General features: G+C 52.8%; 15 protein-coding genes and 1 pseudogene. 9 read left to right on the top strand and 7 right to left on the bottom strand.

Going from position 1 to position 15769, the window contains the following annotated elements:
• Nucleotides 1–354 precede the first annotated feature (354 nt).
• A complete protein-coding gene (locus tag ACIP66_RS22810) occupies nucleotides 355–747 on the bottom strand; it encodes an antitoxin Xre/MbcA/ParS toxin-binding domain-containing protein (protein ID WP_400651088.1) in 393 nt (130 codons plus the stop codon).
• Between the two features lie 185 nt (nucleotides 748–932).
• Entirely contained in the window at nucleotides 933–1382 is a 450-nt protein-coding gene (locus tag ACIP66_RS22805; protein ID WP_400651086.1) for a hypothetical protein, read from the bottom strand.
• Between the two features lie 113 nt (nucleotides 1383–1495).
• Between ACIP66_RS22805 and ACIP66_RS22800 the strand changes: the two genes are divergently transcribed.
• Nucleotides 1496–2368: a hypothetical protein gene (locus ACIP66_RS22800; RefSeq protein ID WP_400651083.1), complete on the top strand. Its 873-nt coding sequence runs from the start codon at nucleotides 1496–1498 to the stop codon at nucleotides 2366–2368.
• 138 nt (nucleotides 2369–2506) lie between these two features.
• Here the strand turns inward: ACIP66_RS22800 and ACIP66_RS22795 are convergent, their stop codons facing one another.
• Nucleotides 2507–3115: a hypothetical protein gene (locus ACIP66_RS22795; RefSeq protein WP_400651081.1), complete on the bottom strand. Its 609-nt coding sequence runs from the start codon at nucleotides 3113–3115 to the stop codon at nucleotides 2507–2509.
• 667 nt (nucleotides 3116–3782) lie between these two features.
• Here ACIP66_RS22795 and ACIP66_RS22790 point away from each other — a divergent pair.
• The 3 genes from ACIP66_RS22790 (at nucleotide 3783) to ACIP66_RS22780 (ending at nucleotide 7755) form a co-directional block, all read left to right on the top strand.
• Nucleotides 3783–4685, top strand: coding sequence for a hypothetical protein (locus ACIP66_RS22790; RefSeq protein WP_400651078.1), 903 nt, complete (start codon nucleotides 3783–3785; stop codon nucleotides 4683–4685).
• On the top strand, nucleotides 4682–6367 hold the full coding sequence (locus ACIP66_RS22785) for a hypothetical protein (protein WP_400651075.1): 1686 nt from the start codon (nucleotides 4682–4684) through the stop codon (nucleotides 6365–6367). Before ACIP66_RS22790 ends, ACIP66_RS22785 begins: the two co-directional genes overlap by 4 nt.
• Before the next feature lie 131 nt (nucleotides 6368–6498).
• Nucleotides 6499–7755 (top strand): hypothetical protein, encoded by a 1257-nt coding sequence (locus tag ACIP66_RS22780; protein WP_400651074.1) that lies wholly within the window; start codon nucleotides 6499–6501, stop codon nucleotides 7753–7755.
• A gap of 320 nt (nucleotides 7756–8075) precedes the next feature.
• On the opposite strand, the gene ACIP66_RS22775 is transcribed toward ACIP66_RS22780, so the two are convergent.
• Both ACIP66_RS22775 and ACIP66_RS22770 read right to left on the bottom strand, forming a co-directional pair.
• Nucleotides 8076–8654, bottom strand: coding sequence for a hypothetical protein (locus ACIP66_RS22775; protein ID WP_400651071.1), 579 nt, complete (start codon nucleotides 8652–8654; stop codon nucleotides 8076–8078).
• Nucleotides 8651–9028 (bottom strand): DUF2513 domain-containing protein, encoded by a 378-nt coding sequence (locus tag ACIP66_RS22770; protein ID WP_400651068.1) that lies wholly within the window; start codon nucleotides 9026–9028, stop codon nucleotides 8651–8653. The genes ACIP66_RS22775 and ACIP66_RS22770 overlap by 4 nt, the downstream gene beginning before the upstream one ends.
• 838 nt (nucleotides 9029–9866) lie before the next feature.
• Here ACIP66_RS22770 and ACIP66_RS22765 point away from each other — a divergent pair.
• Together ACIP66_RS22765 and ACIP66_RS22760 are read left to right on the top strand one after the other, a co-directional pair.
• Nucleotides 9867–10322: a VOC family protein gene (locus tag ACIP66_RS22765; protein ID WP_400651065.1), complete on the top strand. Its 456-nt coding sequence runs from the start codon at nucleotides 9867–9869 to the stop codon at nucleotides 10320–10322.
• A gap of 286 nt (nucleotides 10323–10608) precedes the next feature.
• The gene (locus ACIP66_RS22760; RefSeq protein ID WP_400651063.1) at nucleotides 10609–10890 is read left to right on the top strand and encodes a hypothetical protein; all 282 of its coding nucleotides are present in this window, start codon (nucleotides 10609–10611) and stop codon (nucleotides 10888–10890) included.
• 206 nt (nucleotides 10891–11096) lie between these two features.
• On the opposite strand, the pseudogene ACIP66_RS22755 reads toward ACIP66_RS22760, so the two are convergent.
• Both ACIP66_RS22755 and ACIP66_RS22750 read right to left on the bottom strand, forming a co-directional pair.
• Nucleotides 11097–11330 (bottom strand): annotated as a pseudogene (locus ACIP66_RS22755) (hypothetical protein); the annotation flags it as partial.
• A 149-nt stretch (nucleotides 11331–11479) separates the two neighbouring features.
• A complete protein-coding gene (locus tag ACIP66_RS22750) occupies nucleotides 11480–11734 on the bottom strand; it encodes a DUF1652 domain-containing protein (RefSeq protein ID WP_400651061.1) in 255 nt (84 codons plus the stop codon).
• Between the two features lie 275 nt (nucleotides 11735–12009).
• Between ACIP66_RS22750 and ACIP66_RS22745 the strand changes: the two genes are divergently transcribed.
• From ACIP66_RS22745 to ACIP66_RS22735, 3 genes are all read left to right on the top strand, one after another.
• Nucleotides 12010–12219: a hypothetical protein gene (locus tag ACIP66_RS22745; RefSeq protein ID WP_400651059.1), complete on the top strand. Its 210-nt coding sequence runs from the start codon at nucleotides 12010–12012 to the stop codon at nucleotides 12217–12219.
• A 536-nt stretch (nucleotides 12220–12755) separates the two neighbouring features.
• Nucleotides 12756–13037, top strand: coding sequence for a hypothetical protein (locus tag ACIP66_RS22740; RefSeq protein ID WP_400651056.1), 282 nt, complete (start codon nucleotides 12756–12758; stop codon nucleotides 13035–13037).
• Between the two features lie 519 nt (nucleotides 13038–13556).
• On the top strand, nucleotides 13557–14714 hold the full coding sequence (locus ACIP66_RS22735; RefSeq protein WP_400651054.1) for an MFS transporter: 1158 nt from the start codon (nucleotides 13557–13559) through the stop codon (nucleotides 14712–14714).
• Nucleotides 14715–15769 lie beyond the last annotated feature (1055 nt).

The raw sequence follows: 15769 nt of genomic DNA, 5'->3' as shown, positions 1-15769 counted from the left end.
CGAGATGATCCCATTGGCGATGCAGTCGCCATGTCGGTTGAGGAGCTAAGAAAACGCGTTCCAGAAACCGAAATCGTGGGAGTCAGCGGTTCGCATTTTGTAGTCGTGCTCGACGAGAACATACCAGAGCCTTGGAGCACTCGTTTCGAAGAGGCGAGCACCTGGTCTACGCGTTTGCGGCAAGATTGTTATGCGAGAGATTGGAATCGCTTTTTACGACTATGGACAGCCGAGATAGAACACCTAGCAGCGCATAGGTAGATGCGTTAGAACCTCATGGGGTATTCGTCAGCCTGAGGATTGTTAGAGGATGCCAAGATGATGGAGCCCATCAAATAGTCCGTCTGTCGGGTCTCATACAAGAACTCCCCTCTCCAGCTGGCCGATAAGATCGAAGACAGCTTTCGCCTCCACTCTCGTCCCCAGCATGTCGAGTGGACACTTCGATCCGAGCCCTCGCACCGGCGAGCTCATCCAGTCCGTCGCTGCGGTCTGATCGTTTTCGAAGAGGGAAAGGGCCTCGTCAAAAACAGCTACCAATGCAACCAGGCGGTCGCTTTCTACGGTGTCGAACCGCCCTGCTTTCGCCCTACGGGCCATCGTTGTGGGAGACATGCAAATAGCTTTGGAGACAACCCCTCGCTGCACCTGCAAGACGCTTGCTATCCGTTCGAGGTATTCGAAAGGCAGTCCTTCATGAACGAGGTCATGAAGCCTGGTGCCGCATGACGGCAGACCGAGGGTCATCCAAATGCTCTGTGAGATCTGGGGCCCTGGTTGGTATTCCTTGATCGATGACAGCACTTTCACCTCCATCTGAAAAAACCAACCACCAAGCCGGGCCAGGTGGCCCGAAGTAGCGACATCCCCATTGCCCACTGTGTAGGCCTCAGACGCGGAACAATATGAATTCGATGGGTAGCCTAGTCATCCTAGCTAGACGTCTTCGTGACTCCCACGAACTGGTATGCACCGCTTTGCTCCTTCAACCGTTCCATCTCGCGAGCCTCCTCCCGAGTCAAGGTTACGGTTACCAACAGATGGCACTGCTGCTCCAGAAAGGCTTGCCTACCTGCTTCCGTTTTCAAATCGTAGCCAGTGACAGGCGAGTGGAAGTACAAGTGCTTCGCGAGTATCGACTGCTTGCTCAGGACATCATTAGGATTGCTCCATTCTCCTCCTTCCTTAAGCTTGAGACGAGATTGCTTGGATTGCCTGTGCTGAATAAGCCGTCTACGTAGATTGCCGCTGATCCCTACCTTCAGCAGCTTTCCTTCGTCAGTTACGATCTCATAGAGACCCGGCGCCGATGGCACTGCGGTTTCGATCTCGGAAAATCTAATTTTAAAACTCTGTTCAATCACGTCGACACGTCCATTCAAGCCACTGCCTGAATCAAAGCACTATTGAAGATGGACGGCCACCTTCGATAAGAACGCCAGCTGCAGCGGTACTCGGATTGCCTTTCAACCCAGTCGCGAATAATGTCAGCGGCATGAATGTCTCAAACCCGGCCCTTCCCGATTCGATTTCTCAGCCAATTCTGGCGAGCGCAGACTCGCTTGTAACGAAGACAGCTTTTCTAGCCGGCTTGATCGCACCTGAAACTGCGGCATGCTTAAGCAGACAGCTGAAGGTCTCTGACGCTGTGTACTCGAGGATCATCGACGGGCACAACACAGTCCTGGAGGTGCTGGAAGGCGCAACCAACTTAGCTAGCACGCAGACCACGTTGGGGGAAATCACGGAGCTTCGTCGCCGTCTCATTGCGGCGCTAGCCCACCACTATCACATTGTACAAACTCAACCGCTATCTGACGCTAATGGGGCTGTGGCGAGGTTGATCGTTCATATGCATTTCGCTCAGATCGGACTGCATCCGCACTTGTGGTCGCTGCCTCGTGGCATAGCTCGTAGACGGGAGCAGTATCACGCTGCACTGGGCCTAGCTGGTGGCACGCCAGAGAGACAACTTGCTGGTGGTTTCCAGCGAACAGACAAAGCCCTTCTCGGCTTCATCGCACTCATGCTTGATGTCTGCCATGAAGAGGTGGATTACATGACTGTTGCTTTGAATCGTCGAAAGCTCCGTGAGTCCGTCACTCGTGCGTACAGAGCAAACTCGCTACTTTCGGAAGCAGGCGTCAGGCCAGAAACAATGCCTGCACTCCTAGCACTTTTGATTCAGGGCGCGTTACCTCGCACCGATTTCGAAACCTTTACCGGTCTTCCATCTGAGATAGCGAGCGACCAGCTAAGCAGGTTGATCAACCTCGGCGTCGTGGTAAGCCCTCCATCTAACTGCCATGGGCTGGAGATTGGTTTACCTGTTTGGTTTACTCAGGAGATTTTTTCGGGTTTGCAGTAGCATTGTCAGCTCATAGCCAAGAAGAAGCCTCATTGAGCCGGGCCTATTTGGCCCGAAGCGGCGACCTTCGCCCCCGCCGCGTATTCACCAGGTCGAGCCACAACGGCGCATGGGTTGCCTAGCTAGGATCCTAGTGGACTACCTACCATTCAAACAGAGTTCAGCCGGATAGAAACCAGCCATCGGCCTGCAGCTTTTGCTTGTTGTCTCCAAGGTATCCAAAGGCTCACGTCCCATTGCCTCCATCAAAGCGTTAGAAAGCCACACTGCGTCGTGCATGCTGAACGAATAGCACATGAAATCGAAAACAAGCTCTACTCCACCGTCCTCAACCGTGTAAACCCTCACCCGCTCAGTTTTGTCGCTCTCATCCATCGCGAGCTCAACAACATAGATTTCATCTTCTGTCTCGTGGCAGTTAAACCTGCCATTGGCGCAGTAACTCCACTCTCCGGAAACTCTTTTACGATATGTCCTCTCAAGCATACATTGGCGAACTGCTGGCGTTGGCACAAACCCTGCGAGATTTCCCACGGTAATGAGCACAGCATCGTAAAGACAGCGTGCGATATCTTCTGCTACGTCGTCGACGAACCTAATAGACATGATGTCTAAATTTACACTGACGTAGTGATCTCCCTGTCTGGATACCTGGCACGAATACATTTCGTCATCCTCACGCCCTAGCCAACATATAAACTCGCGCTCTGCAAAAAACACTGTTGGTTGCGCCCTCTCTTCACTCATAAATGTCCCCATCAGTATGTTCTTAAACTTCTAATCGGACGATTTGAGGGCTGGCTTTAACGAAGATGCAAAAATATTCTTCGTAGGAACAGATTATTATGAATACCGTTGCAGATTACGATGCTCCCGTTACTGTCTGAGCCAGGCCCCTGCGACCGAAAAAGCAACATTTTCATCTAGAGTAAAAGCTTGTCGCGCGTAGACTCGAAGTCTCAGCACCCAGCCTTCATAAGCTCTAGACATGGCTTCGGCGGTCTCACCCCCTTACCGTTGTGAATGGTCATACTGATCATGTTGAGTGCGAATAAATCCACGGATACGCACACATGATAAAATCGCCACGGCTCAACGAGTCCATCTGCATCTACTGCGACACCGTGTGCACGTGTCGATGTACCTTTCTGTTGATGTATCAGGCGAAATCCTTGAAGGCTGGATTGCGCGGCGGTATACCGTCGCAATAGATATTCCGAAGAAGCAGTAGCCTCAAGCTCCAAAAGCCATCTCTCGATCGGCTATGGCGAACTAAGGTGTGTTGTCGGAACGTTTACTGCGCGGCAACGAAAAGTGATGGTTCGATAGCGGTGTTGCACGCCAAACAGGGCGTGACCAGTCACAATGAAGGTCTTTTCAACGAGCGTTTACTCTCGCCCAGGAGCCGATGTAGATGGACATGATGCGGTTCAACGATTTTTACCTTCGCCTCTACCGGGCCGACCCCGACCCAGATGGCAAGGCATTACTGGATGAGTTCTATGCGCTGTGGCGAGAAGCGGAAAAGTCAGGGGTGGACGCTGAGACGCTCCGACAGGAGACAAAAGTCTGCCTTCGCAAGATCGCGACCCCCGACTTGTTTCTGCGAGCCGCCTGCGAGTGGATCGGCAACAAGGGGCATTACAGGCTGAGCAAGGCATTGATCCATGAGCTAAGCGTCCGTTACCTGCAACACCCTGAGTTGCTTAGGTTTGCGCTGTCCGGTACTACAGAAAAATGCGCCACCACGGTAGCCCGCAGGTTGTGTGCGCTGGATGCTCCCGTAGTCGCCACACTGGGTTGGGTGCTGAGCATGAACGAAGACCTGGCCCCTAGCCCGCTGATTTCGAGCACCACGGCCACGGTCGTAGGATTTCTGGCAGTCGAGCACCCGGCCACCTGCAAGCGCCTTCTGGAAGCAGAGTCCTCTCCGCTTGCCGACTCGCCGCTCGCCCTGCACCTCGCCGAGAGGCTTACCTCCGAACTCCGTGAGCTGGAAGCCCTGCCCCACCTGGCGGAACTTCAGATGTCATCGGAAATGCGCCGAAGCTTCCGTTACCTACGCCGGAACGAAAGTCGAGCGGTGACCGAGCAGGCCCGGGGTGATTCCTTCCTGGCCGATATGTTCATGCTATCTGAGCACTTCAAGTACTCCAACCAGGTGGCCGTGGAGTACCAGACTGATCAAGAAACCGTAGAAACGATGATCCCCATGATCACCCACGAAATGAGCGTGGAACTGCCTCAGACCTGGACTGCCGATCCGCTCTTTTACAGCCATTTGGTGCATCGACTGTGGGAGGAACCTAGCCAATGAGTATCCAGCTGGTTCTCTCGCATTACCTTTCAGGGCTTCGCGAACGCGACGAACTGGACGCCCTCCTTCCGGATCTTCTCCAAGCCATGAGTCATTCGGTGCTGAGCCGTGCCCAGGTTGGTGTGAATCAGGGTGGCGTCGACGTGATGTCGACCAAGGAAAATGCCCAAGGTGACAACGAGGTCTTCCTGTTCGTAATCAAGTTCGGAAATGTAAGCCGGAACGACTTCTACGGCACCCAGCAGGCAATCCTGCCCTCCATCCGCCAGGCGTCGACCGAGTACGTCCGGAATCGAGTGCCAGAACCCCTGCGGGGGCTGAAAAAGCGCATCATCCTGGTTTCAAACGGTGTCCTGAAGCAAGACGCGCAGTCGGATTTTTCCGCGCTGTCGAAAGAGGTGACGGAATTTTCAACGCTGTGCTCGCTGGAATTCTGGGGCATGGATCAATTGAGCCCGTTCATCGAGCAGTATCTTTTCGACGACGCGTTGCTGCTCGACAAGGGGAAGTCTGACCTGAGGGCCGCTCTGGCCGGCCTGGAAGACACGCACGCGTCATTCGTCCGGTTCGTGCGGTTCCTCGATGACTGCATGAGCCCTCTGGAGGATGACCCGGACGCCTCCGACAACTCGCGCCGGAACCGCTTCCATAAACGCGCTGCTGCGGCTGCGGTGGGGTGGGCCGTACTGCTCGTTTGGGGCGAAAGCGAAGGGAACCAGAAGCCTGGCGTTCTCGCGGGTGAATACCTCTTGCTGCGACTGTGGGGCGAATCAATCACCCTGGGCCTGCAAAACGACGCACAGTTTCTGAAGCGATTCGAAACGCTTGCGAAACTCCATGCCGATGCCCTGCAGCGGTACTACGAACGCGTGATGCCATCGCTTCTCAACCGTCGGAATGTCCTGCGGTACCGCCCAGATCATGTGCTCTATATGGACTTGGTATGCGACGAGCTTGGCCGCCTGGGCACCACACTTCTGCTGCTCCTAGCAACAAAAGCAGATCAGGCAGCTGTCTTAGCCATGCACGGAAAACTCGTGTCCTTCATCAATGCTCACAACGGCTGCTTTTTGCCGGTCTACGACGGCCAGGCCATCGATCTTTCGCTCGCAATGGCAGCGATCATGGCTGCAGGTGACGTCACCAGCACCCAACTCATCGTACGAGAGTGCATTGACCGTTTTGACACAGGACTGGAGCAGAACAGGATCATGCCGGTGGATACCGATGATCTCGAAGATGCCATGGCCTTGCACTATGGGAAGGAAACCAGGAGGGAGGGATTCTTCCAAACCTCGACATTGGTGCCACTGCTGGGAACCATGGTCGCGCTGTTGAGGGATCAGGAGGGTATTGATCAACTTTCTACGGTGATTGTTCCGAAGCTGGAGCGAGTGACCAAGGAGCGGTGGTTCCCCCAAAAGTCACTGCAGACGCTCACGAGCTCCGGGGTCTATTTGAATGCCGTTGGTGTGTCCCGCAGCGTGACAGGCTTCAGGCAGACGCCAGCAGAGGAAGTTGAAGCTTCGCTTAAAGTGCCGAGTCACGCCGCTGCCCCAGAGGACTTCGCTTGGCACAACACGCCTTGGGAAGTGCTGATGGCGATTTCGGCCAGGCTGCACCGCCATCCGCTTCCAACGTGGTACCTCGCAAAGCTCGCCGGGGTAATACAAAAGCCGTAACAGCCTCCCCCTGATCGACCTTCCCCTCGTCATGGATGGCGAGGGCACACCGGGACTGAAGGGAAATTGGGGCACCTCCAAATTAGATAATTACCGAGTTACTCCCCTTGGCTGCTTGCAGGAGCCCCTCCTTGAACACTCAATCGACAGCCTCTTCACTTCTGTGCATTTACTGCGATGGGCCAGGCCCCTTCTCTGACGAACATGTCATCAGCGCTGGGCTTGGAGCAGACGACAGTCGCTTCCTGCTGGTTGATATGGTGTGTCGGCGTTGCAACACGGATGTCTTTGGCAACTTGGAGCGGGAGGTGTTGCGCAGTTCCCCCATCGGCATCGCTCGCGCCTTCATGCAGCCGCAGGGCCGCCACCGAGGTAAGCGCACCACCGCGCCAGGCATTCAAGCCCAGCACAAGCAGATGGCCAATGGATCAGGATATCCGGATGAAATTGACTTCGGCCCGCACGCGAAACCGCTTGTCCTGCCGCAGTTGAAGATAACAGGCGAGAAGACATTTGATTCTTCCGCCGTAGGCCCAGATGAACTACGCAGTTTCATCACGTCACTGTCCACCATGCTTCAGAACGATCAAGTTACCTGCATTCGCAAACGGGGCCCTGAGCATGAGCTGCGGTACGAAGCGATCACCTTGCTTCGCTCAGGTGAGACCTACACCCAAGTGGGTGGGTCAAAGCTTCAGGCCAAGCCTCCTCAGGAATGCCTATGGCTGGAAAGTTACGATCAGACCCGCACGAAAGGTATGATCCCTGCTGCAACGATCTTCCGGAACCTGAACGGGAGCATCGTGCTCAAGACCTCAAGTACCACAGTCGAGGACGCCCTCAATTTCTTTGTTCGTGCCGTCGACCAGTTTTCATTCGATACCCAGGTTACGAAAGACATAGAGGGCCCTATCGTTTCGGTCGGGATGACAGTGACCATCGGCGTAATAGAGCGAGTGATTGCGAAGATAGGCATCAACCTGCTGGCCTATTATCTAGGGCGGGATTACGTGGCCGATTTCGGATTCCGGAAGGTTAAGGACGGAATACTGACCGGGACGCCGTCTGTGGGTGGCCAAATCGTCGAGGATGTTTCGATGAAAGCGATGCTCGACGCAGCCCCCAACAATCACCACGTGATCTTTCTCAGCAAAGTCAGTCAATCCGGAGGGCGAGCAGCGATCATCTTGGTGGCAAAGCTGTACGGTGTGGTTCACATTATCTGCTTGGCGCGAGATGTCCCAGAGCCTCATCTGCCGCTCCCCGTGTTTTTTCTTGTCGACTACGTCAATCACAAGGTGAAGCAGCAATCGCTGATTGAATACAGCGAGTGCCTTGCTGAAATGGGCATCACAAAGGCCGGAGCCCACTATGGATCAACACAGTGACCTCGCCGTTGTATCCATGGGATAGCTGAAGAGTATTCGGGAAGTATTTTTGAGGTCTCTCGTGTATTCGTACAGGCTCGATAGCAGACGCCACCCCATTGAGGTGATTGCCGAGATACGCGCTTCGGAGACAGGAAAGGATGAGACAGACTTTCCTGCGAACATTTGGCCATTCCCCACAGGCAATCCAGCGCATGGCCACCTCAGCTCGTAGGCACGAAGATTTGAGCTGAAAATTAAGGCGAAGCCGCCCAATCACAAACTTGGCGGCCTCCGTGATGCCGTGACCGCTTTTTTATGTGGCGGGCCTATTGTCTGGCTCAGTTTTTCGCTTGCGCGCGTGCGACTTGAGCCTGGTGAGCTGCAGTTTCCTGACGCTGCTGGTGGCGTTTATTGTCTTCTGCTGTAATCGCAGCTGATTCGGGGACACAGTGACGCTGTAACCACTCAGGGCTGAGCTTCCCGGTTAGGTGGAGCGCAATCAGGGGCTTCACATCGCACTGGTTGTACAAAACGGCAAGCAACTCTCCGTTTGGAGCATAGATGTAAGGGCGATAGGGGGAACGAGTCGGCCTTCCGTTAAGACCACGGTCTAGCTGAAAGGCCCCGATGCGATATCCCACCGACATTCTTTTTCGAGCTAGGTCGTTGGCATGAGCCAATTGCTGACAGCCGTATACGATAGCGTACAGGGGGAAGACAGCCACGGCAGAAAGAGTGGACAACACCCATGAAGGAACATGACTGGTGCATAGCACTAGAAATAAGACCAGGAAAAAACAGGCGTTCGATGCGATGAGAAAACCGCCCAGTCGCTTCAATAACCCAGCTCGTCCTTCGTCTTCGACAAGCTTTTTGAGGATGTCGTTGCCGTTGTAATTGATGTCCATGTCACTCATGGCAGCTCAATTCCCAACCGATCCTTGAGCACCTGCTTACCGTATGCTTTGCCAATTTCTAACATCACAGCCAGGCTCACCCCTCCAGCTTTTTCAGCGCCTGCTTTCGTTAAACGCCAAACTTCACGATCTCGAATGGTGTCGAGAAACTCGTGCCCCTTGATGGTCATGCGTTTTGGCCGCCAATCAAAATCATTCATTGAGCAAAGGTCTTGCGCCACTACGAGCCCAGCCTCGTGCAGCAGCATGACGTGATAGGAGACTTCATCCTCGCTATGACTTTCGATGGTGAGATCGATCCAGGAATCAGGGGTTTTGTCGCTGGCCTCAATGGCCAACAGGATCTCGCGTACTAAGTCTTTGTCGAGTTTCATCGAAGTGTCCGTCCTGGATGTAATGAGGACATTATCACGCTGGGAAAGGCTGTTCGTGCAAAACTCAAAAGTGGAGCGAATACCTATCACCGAGGGATAGACGATGCGAGAAATTTGGCTTACATCGTGAGGGATATGCTTAGCTAATTGATGAGCCGGGCCCTTTGGCCCGAAGAGGCGACCTTCCATTGACGCCACTTCATACCGCAGCTTAGCTATGGGCAGGCGATGACTCGAGCTCAGAATGAATTGAACACAAACTCCCCTCTCACCGCCCGGGAGGTCTGCCAGTTATTGATGGACGTCCCACTCGGCAAACGAATCATGATGCGTAGCACCATCCAGTCATGGAATGAGATCTACCATGGCCTCATGCCCATTGAGATTGAGGGCTGGCGACTCACCCTCTTCAACGACTGTGACACCCTGGATTACTGCGAGTACTGTAGGTCGCCTGATGGCCGAGTCGGGACACTTGAACTCTGGCAACGCGACGGAGCTGATCCTGTCGAACTATTGAGTGCTTGGGAGCGTGAGCAGCTCGAACACTTGCTCGCCGCGCTCTGAGCCTGCACGTACAAATACGTAACCATTGCCGGTGCAGTAGCAATGGAAACCGTACGTGAAAAAGCCAAAGTGTAGAAAAAACAAAGCCCCGGAGGTTCGCGGCTCCAGGGCTTCTATTTTCGCCTCCATCCCTTAATGGTTTGACGAACGTGGCCGGGACATTACCAGTGTCGTTTTGATATTTCACTACGACTTTGGATAAAAGTTTTCGATCAGCGAAGCATCGATGTCGTGTTTTCCATGGACGCCGTTTCAACAGGAGGAACTGCAAATGGATCTGAAATTCAGTCACGTAGATGTGCTGGTCAAGAATCTCGACGAAGCCTGTGCGTACTACGCGCAGGTACTTAACGCCAGGATCTCCAAAACGCTCGTCTGGGAACGAGGTGGCCTGCATGTGCGCTACGCGATTGCGCTGATGGGCCAAGAGCGTTTCATGTTGGTACAGCCGTTGGCGGGGAACCTGAAAGAGCTATTGGATACGTCGGGTGAAGGGATGATTTACCGCCACTGCTACTCGACACCGGACATCGAGAAAGCCTATGACGAATTGATGGCCGCAGGTGTTCAGCCAGAAGACGAAAATGGAAAGCCATTGGCTCGTGCGAACCTGCAATCCCCGTCTGGGGCACGCATCATTTGGTTGCCCAAACGCTTCGGACACTTCTCTATTGAGATACTGGAAGATAAAGCGCTAGAGGCATTTATCGAGGCCGCGTTTTCCTAAGAAAAATCTGCAGTGGGCGTCGTGAGCAGACCAAATGACGTGTAGACGTCGAGCCGGGCTTAAGCCCGAAGGAGCGACAGGCATCATCGTTTTAGCTTCCCAGAACAAAGAACTCTGGCTTCGCTAGCTGGTGGGTTCAAAAAGACTTCATAGTCAATTACAGAGTGTGCCCGGAGCCATCCGCACCTTCAGCACCCAAAGACCTATTGATCGAATCTGTTCTTACCACCGCCCCATTTTGCCCAACCATTGCTGGAGGATCTGGGCGACCGAAAGGAGTATGACAATGCTAAACCGTCCCGACAAAGACTCGCTTCGTGCGATGCTCGAATCTCAGGTTCAACAAAAGCTGCTGGACGAACCGGACGCGCTAACGACTTATGCAGCGCAGCGAGACCCTGAGCGGAAGCCCTACGTTAGCAAACGCACAGTCCAGGATAAGGCTTTTGACAAAGAGCTTGATCAGATGCGAGCCGATGCTGAAGCCGGAGTAATACATACGCCTAATCGCGAGCCAGTGGACGGGGGTGCTCCTAGCCTTAATCTTGATGATTATCCGGATCTATAAAACGTGCCACGGAGAACCTACTGGCGGGAAATGCTTGCCGGCTCATAGCAACGGAGGCCAAACGTGAGGAGGTAAAGTGGAGCCGGGCTAAAGCCCCATAGAGCGATAGCAAAATATCTTAAGCTCTGCAGCCCAACATCTCGTCTATCGAATCTCACATGAACCACCCGCGCAATGTATGGCGCCTGCAGTCAGGCTGGAGCGAGAGCCGCCCCGATCAAGCGTGCGTTAGGTACGGCTCGGCGCACGTCTTTTATGGCACCCTCGATTGCGTCATCTGCAGAGGGAGCTTCACGGACAAACTCCAATGCCAAGCGACCTGGTTGTCCGATTCCGACCAATGCATCATCGCAGCCTTCCTCGGCCAAGCGTTCCACAAGCGCGTCCATATCGTTCTCGTCGGACTTAAGTTGGTAATGAAGGGTGAAGGTAAAGGCCATCTCTAACACTCCGCTTCAGCAAGATCCTACGTGGCTTCGATTGTCGTACGGCGCGATCCGAGCCGGGCTAAAGCCCAAAAGGGCGATAGGCCAGTGGTTTAACTTTCCTGCCCACGCTTAAGCATCGTTTTGTGCTTTGGGAAACGTGCTCAACTGTGCCCTTGCTCGGCAAATGAAGCTTTTCTAGACGCCATCTCGCTGCGTAGCTCGCCAATTAGATTCGCGATGGAGCGACTGGACGTCAAATTCGCAGTAGAGATCGCTGTTTCCAACAATTCGACGCGACCAGTTTCAGGCTCAAACACCCTGATCATCAGGGAGCCATCGGGGTTGGTCGTGCAGGTACAAGAGAGAGGTCTGAACCCAGACTCAATGATGTGGCGGAGCTCTAAATTAGAAATCATGACTGTCCTCCGGCAGATCATGGTCTACTGATTTTTGCTCATTGAGAACAATCGTCAAGCGACTACTGAAAAAAACCATGACGAGATCTTCCCGTATCCGAAAGCGAGCAGATTTTGCGCGGTGCGCCCCCTCATGCGTCTTACCTCGGAGATCAAATCTGGAAAACGGTTCTGAACGCAGACATAAATTGTCTTAGCTGAAAAACGTTCCTTTCTTGAAATCGTATTGTTTTGCCGGTACTTGTAGGTCACAAATGTCATGCACGGAAAGCACCATGCACGCAAGATTTAGAGTGATTGAAACCACCACGCTGGATGATGGCGGCAAGCGATATCGAGTTGTTGATCTCGTAGAGGGTGGTTCAGCCAGCAAGCATGGAGTGTTCAAAATTAGGACAGAGGCAGACGCTGTTTGCTCAGCGTTGAACGCTGAAGGCCCTAAATCAGCGGATATAAATCGTGCTGCACCTGCTGCTTCGCTCTGAAGCTTTAAACCAGGAGAGCACGGAGTTTTCTTGGTAAGGTCGCTATAGAGACTGCATGGACTCACGCCCTGATAGCATGCTTTGCAGCCGCACCTGATTGAGTTCTACGCAAGCACTCCTTCCAGGTGCAAGCAAACAAAACTCCGATACTTATGGGGTATCGGCGGGCGAATCGGTAACTGTTTCTGGTTTTTCTCTTCCCTGCGGAATACTTTATGTAGAAAGTGCGTTAAGTCGATACGATGCGCAAGAGCCGTCACTGATCAATCCATAACGTCCATGCCCGAGCTGATCAACTCATCGCCCTTTGACCGTGCCGTCGCAACCGCGCTACCAACTGCGCAACGCTTCCCTTTCACACGATTCGAAGTATGGCCCGTTGAAGCGTTTACGTACCTGAGTCCAAACTACTTCACTGGCAGTACCCAAGCTGACCGAAAGCCATATGCGAAAAAATACTGGGAGAACGGTGACTCCGAGTCTGCTGATGGGCCTGGCGCTGCTCGTTCGATCATCTGCTCGAGCGCGTAGATGCAATGTTGGCCAAGCTTGCGGATCACGATGCTCAGAACATTCTGGTCTTTAGCCACAGGCAATTAATCAGAGCTGCCGCTTGGCTGATCAAGCACGGAAGCCACGCTCATTCATACGACCTGATGCGTGAGTTTCGGGCGCTCGATGTGAGGGCGCCGCTTATCAATTGCTGTAGTTACCAACTGATGTTTGCTGACGGCAGATGGACAGTCGAATGCCAAATCGACTCATCGGCGTTAGAGACATTTATCGACGATTTCTGCACGTGCAAGCATTGTAGGTGACAAGGTTTCAGCCAAGATTCGCCGTCTCGCCACCAAACTCGCAAGCTAAGGTCTAACGTAATTTTGTAAATCGCTAAGAAAGAACAACTTCGAATAGATCCAATTGCGTATTTACATGCTTGAATTTCTTAGACTTAAATCTGCCCCACCATGAATCATCTATTTTGGAATCGGATTTTAGTTAGTCGACACATAGGAAACGCCAAATCGTACATGTTGAATAATCGAATAACGCTGCGGTTGTTATCTGGTCGTCTTATAGTTCTTCAACGTACAGTTGAAACCCCATCGGGCAGTATCTTTCAGGCACAGAGTAAAATCAATTTCACATTATAGAAGAAGTTGACGCTTATTTGTGCATCGCCTCATCCGAATGTGCGTCACAGTGCGAAGAATAGGTCTAAATTGTTGCTGTAAAATATAAATAACGCCTGCATGAACACGAAAGGTTATGCGCAAAACCAAAAATAGGTATGCTCATGCAAGGTTCTTTCTTTTGCATTTCAATTGTAGGTATTTATGACTATCGCCGAAAAGGTTCCTCAAATTTCACTTCCGCATTTGTTAACTTATCGACTCACATTTTTATTGTCCGGTATGTCAATGGGGGCTTGGGCACCGTTAGTTCCATATGCGCGCATTCGCACGGGCATAGAGCATGGAGAGTTGGGACTATTGCTTCTATGTTTTGGCCTGGGCTCAATGATCACGATGCCGTTCGCGGGCATGCTTACTGCAAAAAAGGGGGTGCGCTTCGCAATGCTGCTATCAGCCGGCATTGTTTGTTTAACGTTGCCGCTCTTGGCGACCTTGTCATCCTTCGTAGCTCTGGCAGTAGTGCTAGCACTGTTTGGGACTGGCGTTGGTGCCGCTGACGTGGCAATGAACGTTCAAGGCGTCATAGTTGAGCGCGACCGCGGACGACCGATGATGTCGGGGTTTCATGGACTGTTTAGCCTTGGCGCTATTTTCAGTGCCGCGCTGATTAGCGCATTGCTATGGGTCGGAGCCTCTCCGTTACAGGCAGCCCTGGCTGTTGTGGTGATTATCGGTTCCACGATCCTGCGTCACGCCTCCCGTATCCTAAATTATGGGGCGGATGAAGGTGGGCCGTTGATCGCAAGGCCGACTGGTAACGTTTTAGCCATTGGCATGCTGTGCTTTATCGCATTTTTAGTAGAAGGCGCAATGTTGGATTGGAGCGCAGTATTTTTGACAACTATGCATAACGTTGAGCCGGCGTTGGCCGGTATCGCCTATGCAGGGTTTGCGTTAGCGATGGCCATTGGGCGTTTGAACGGCGATAGGCTTCAAGCCTATTATGGTGGTCGACGCGTACTAATCTGGGGCAGTGTCTTGGTGGTGATCGGCATTGCCATTGCTGTTTTGCTTGACTATTGGCTGCTCTATTTAATGGGTTTTGTACTGGTCGGTTTTGGTCTGTCAAACACTGTGCCGGTTTATTGTTCGCTAATCGGCTCGCAGACAGCCATGCCCGTAGGGCTTGCCATCTCTACAGTCACCACCATTGGATATTCCGGCATTCTATTGGGCCCGGCGCTTATCGGTTTTGTCGCTCATGCAAGCACATTGCGTACTGCGTTTCTAGGTGTGGCGGCCTTGGTGCTGATCTTGCTCGTAACGGCTCGTGGGATAACATCTACCGCGTCGCGGTAAGACTTGCACGGCCCGAAAGGCCCATCCAGCTTTATTGTAGTTACTATGTGTGATGCTGGACGAACCACATTTATCGCAACGGTTTCCATGAGAGACGTCGTATTGGCTGCGGGGGCTCGCAGCCGGCTGTCTCCTACGTGTATATCCGCCCTTCGAAGGTATCTGAAGTGCAATTGTAACAATATTTTTGAAGTGGCAGAGCGGCTCGGTTATGCCGGCCCCAATGTAAAGGGAGGTAGCCTGAGTTCTGGAAACGTCGGCGCAATCGGCTTGATGATGGACAAACTCTGGCATTTTCCAACCTTTCACGATCTCTTTACTGCGCGGCATATAAGAGATTGGCGAATCTGGAGAATGTAGCGCTGACGTTGTTCCGCTGAATAACAAAACTGTGGCATTACGGCTCACGGCAACTACCCCAACGTTTGGAAAAATCCGGTGAGAGAATCATGCGGGAGCATTTGGCTGGATGTGGAGGAGGCAGAGTCGGCGGGCTAAAGTTCGAAGACTTGAAAATTTTTGAGGCGGGTGGATTGGTTTCGATGTCGGGCCAAGCGGCAGCGTTCACGTTGTTGACAGGACACGGCATCACTGCGGTTGTCGCAAGCTCCGACGTGATGGCTTTGGCGTGTATCAAGACCGCCCAAAAGTTATAATGATCCATTCCTCAAACGGTATCTGTGATTGGTTTCGAGGATATCCCTGAAACCGCAAAAGTTGGTTTGACTATGATCGGTCAGGTGAATGTCGAGAAATGAATGTGTACGAGGCAGTTTCTTATGGGCCAGCTAAATGCGCCTGCGGGTACGGTTGTATTTTCAAAGCACAAGATTTTCCCAACCACTCTGGTCGTGAGAATCTCGACGCAAACGTTGCTTTGAACGTCATGTGCAAGAACAAGACTCGATGCCGAGCAGGCATCGAGTCTTATATCTGAATTACAGATGCTGCTCCGATTGCCGGAACACTCGATACTCCTCCTGACGCTCATCCGTGATGTATTCCGGAATCGGGAAGTCCCACCAGCCCGGCACCCAAGGGCCTGCGGCATCGCG

This window comes from Pseudomonas sp. NPDC088429, from assembly GCF_044753305.1.
GTDB classification, from domain to species: Bacteria; Pseudomonadota; Gammaproteobacteria; order Pseudomonadales; family Pseudomonadaceae; genus Aquipseudomonas; species Aquipseudomonas rustica.
The sequence above is the reverse complement of the archived record's forward strand: the minus strand, read 5'-3'. Positions and strand labels throughout refer to the sequence as shown.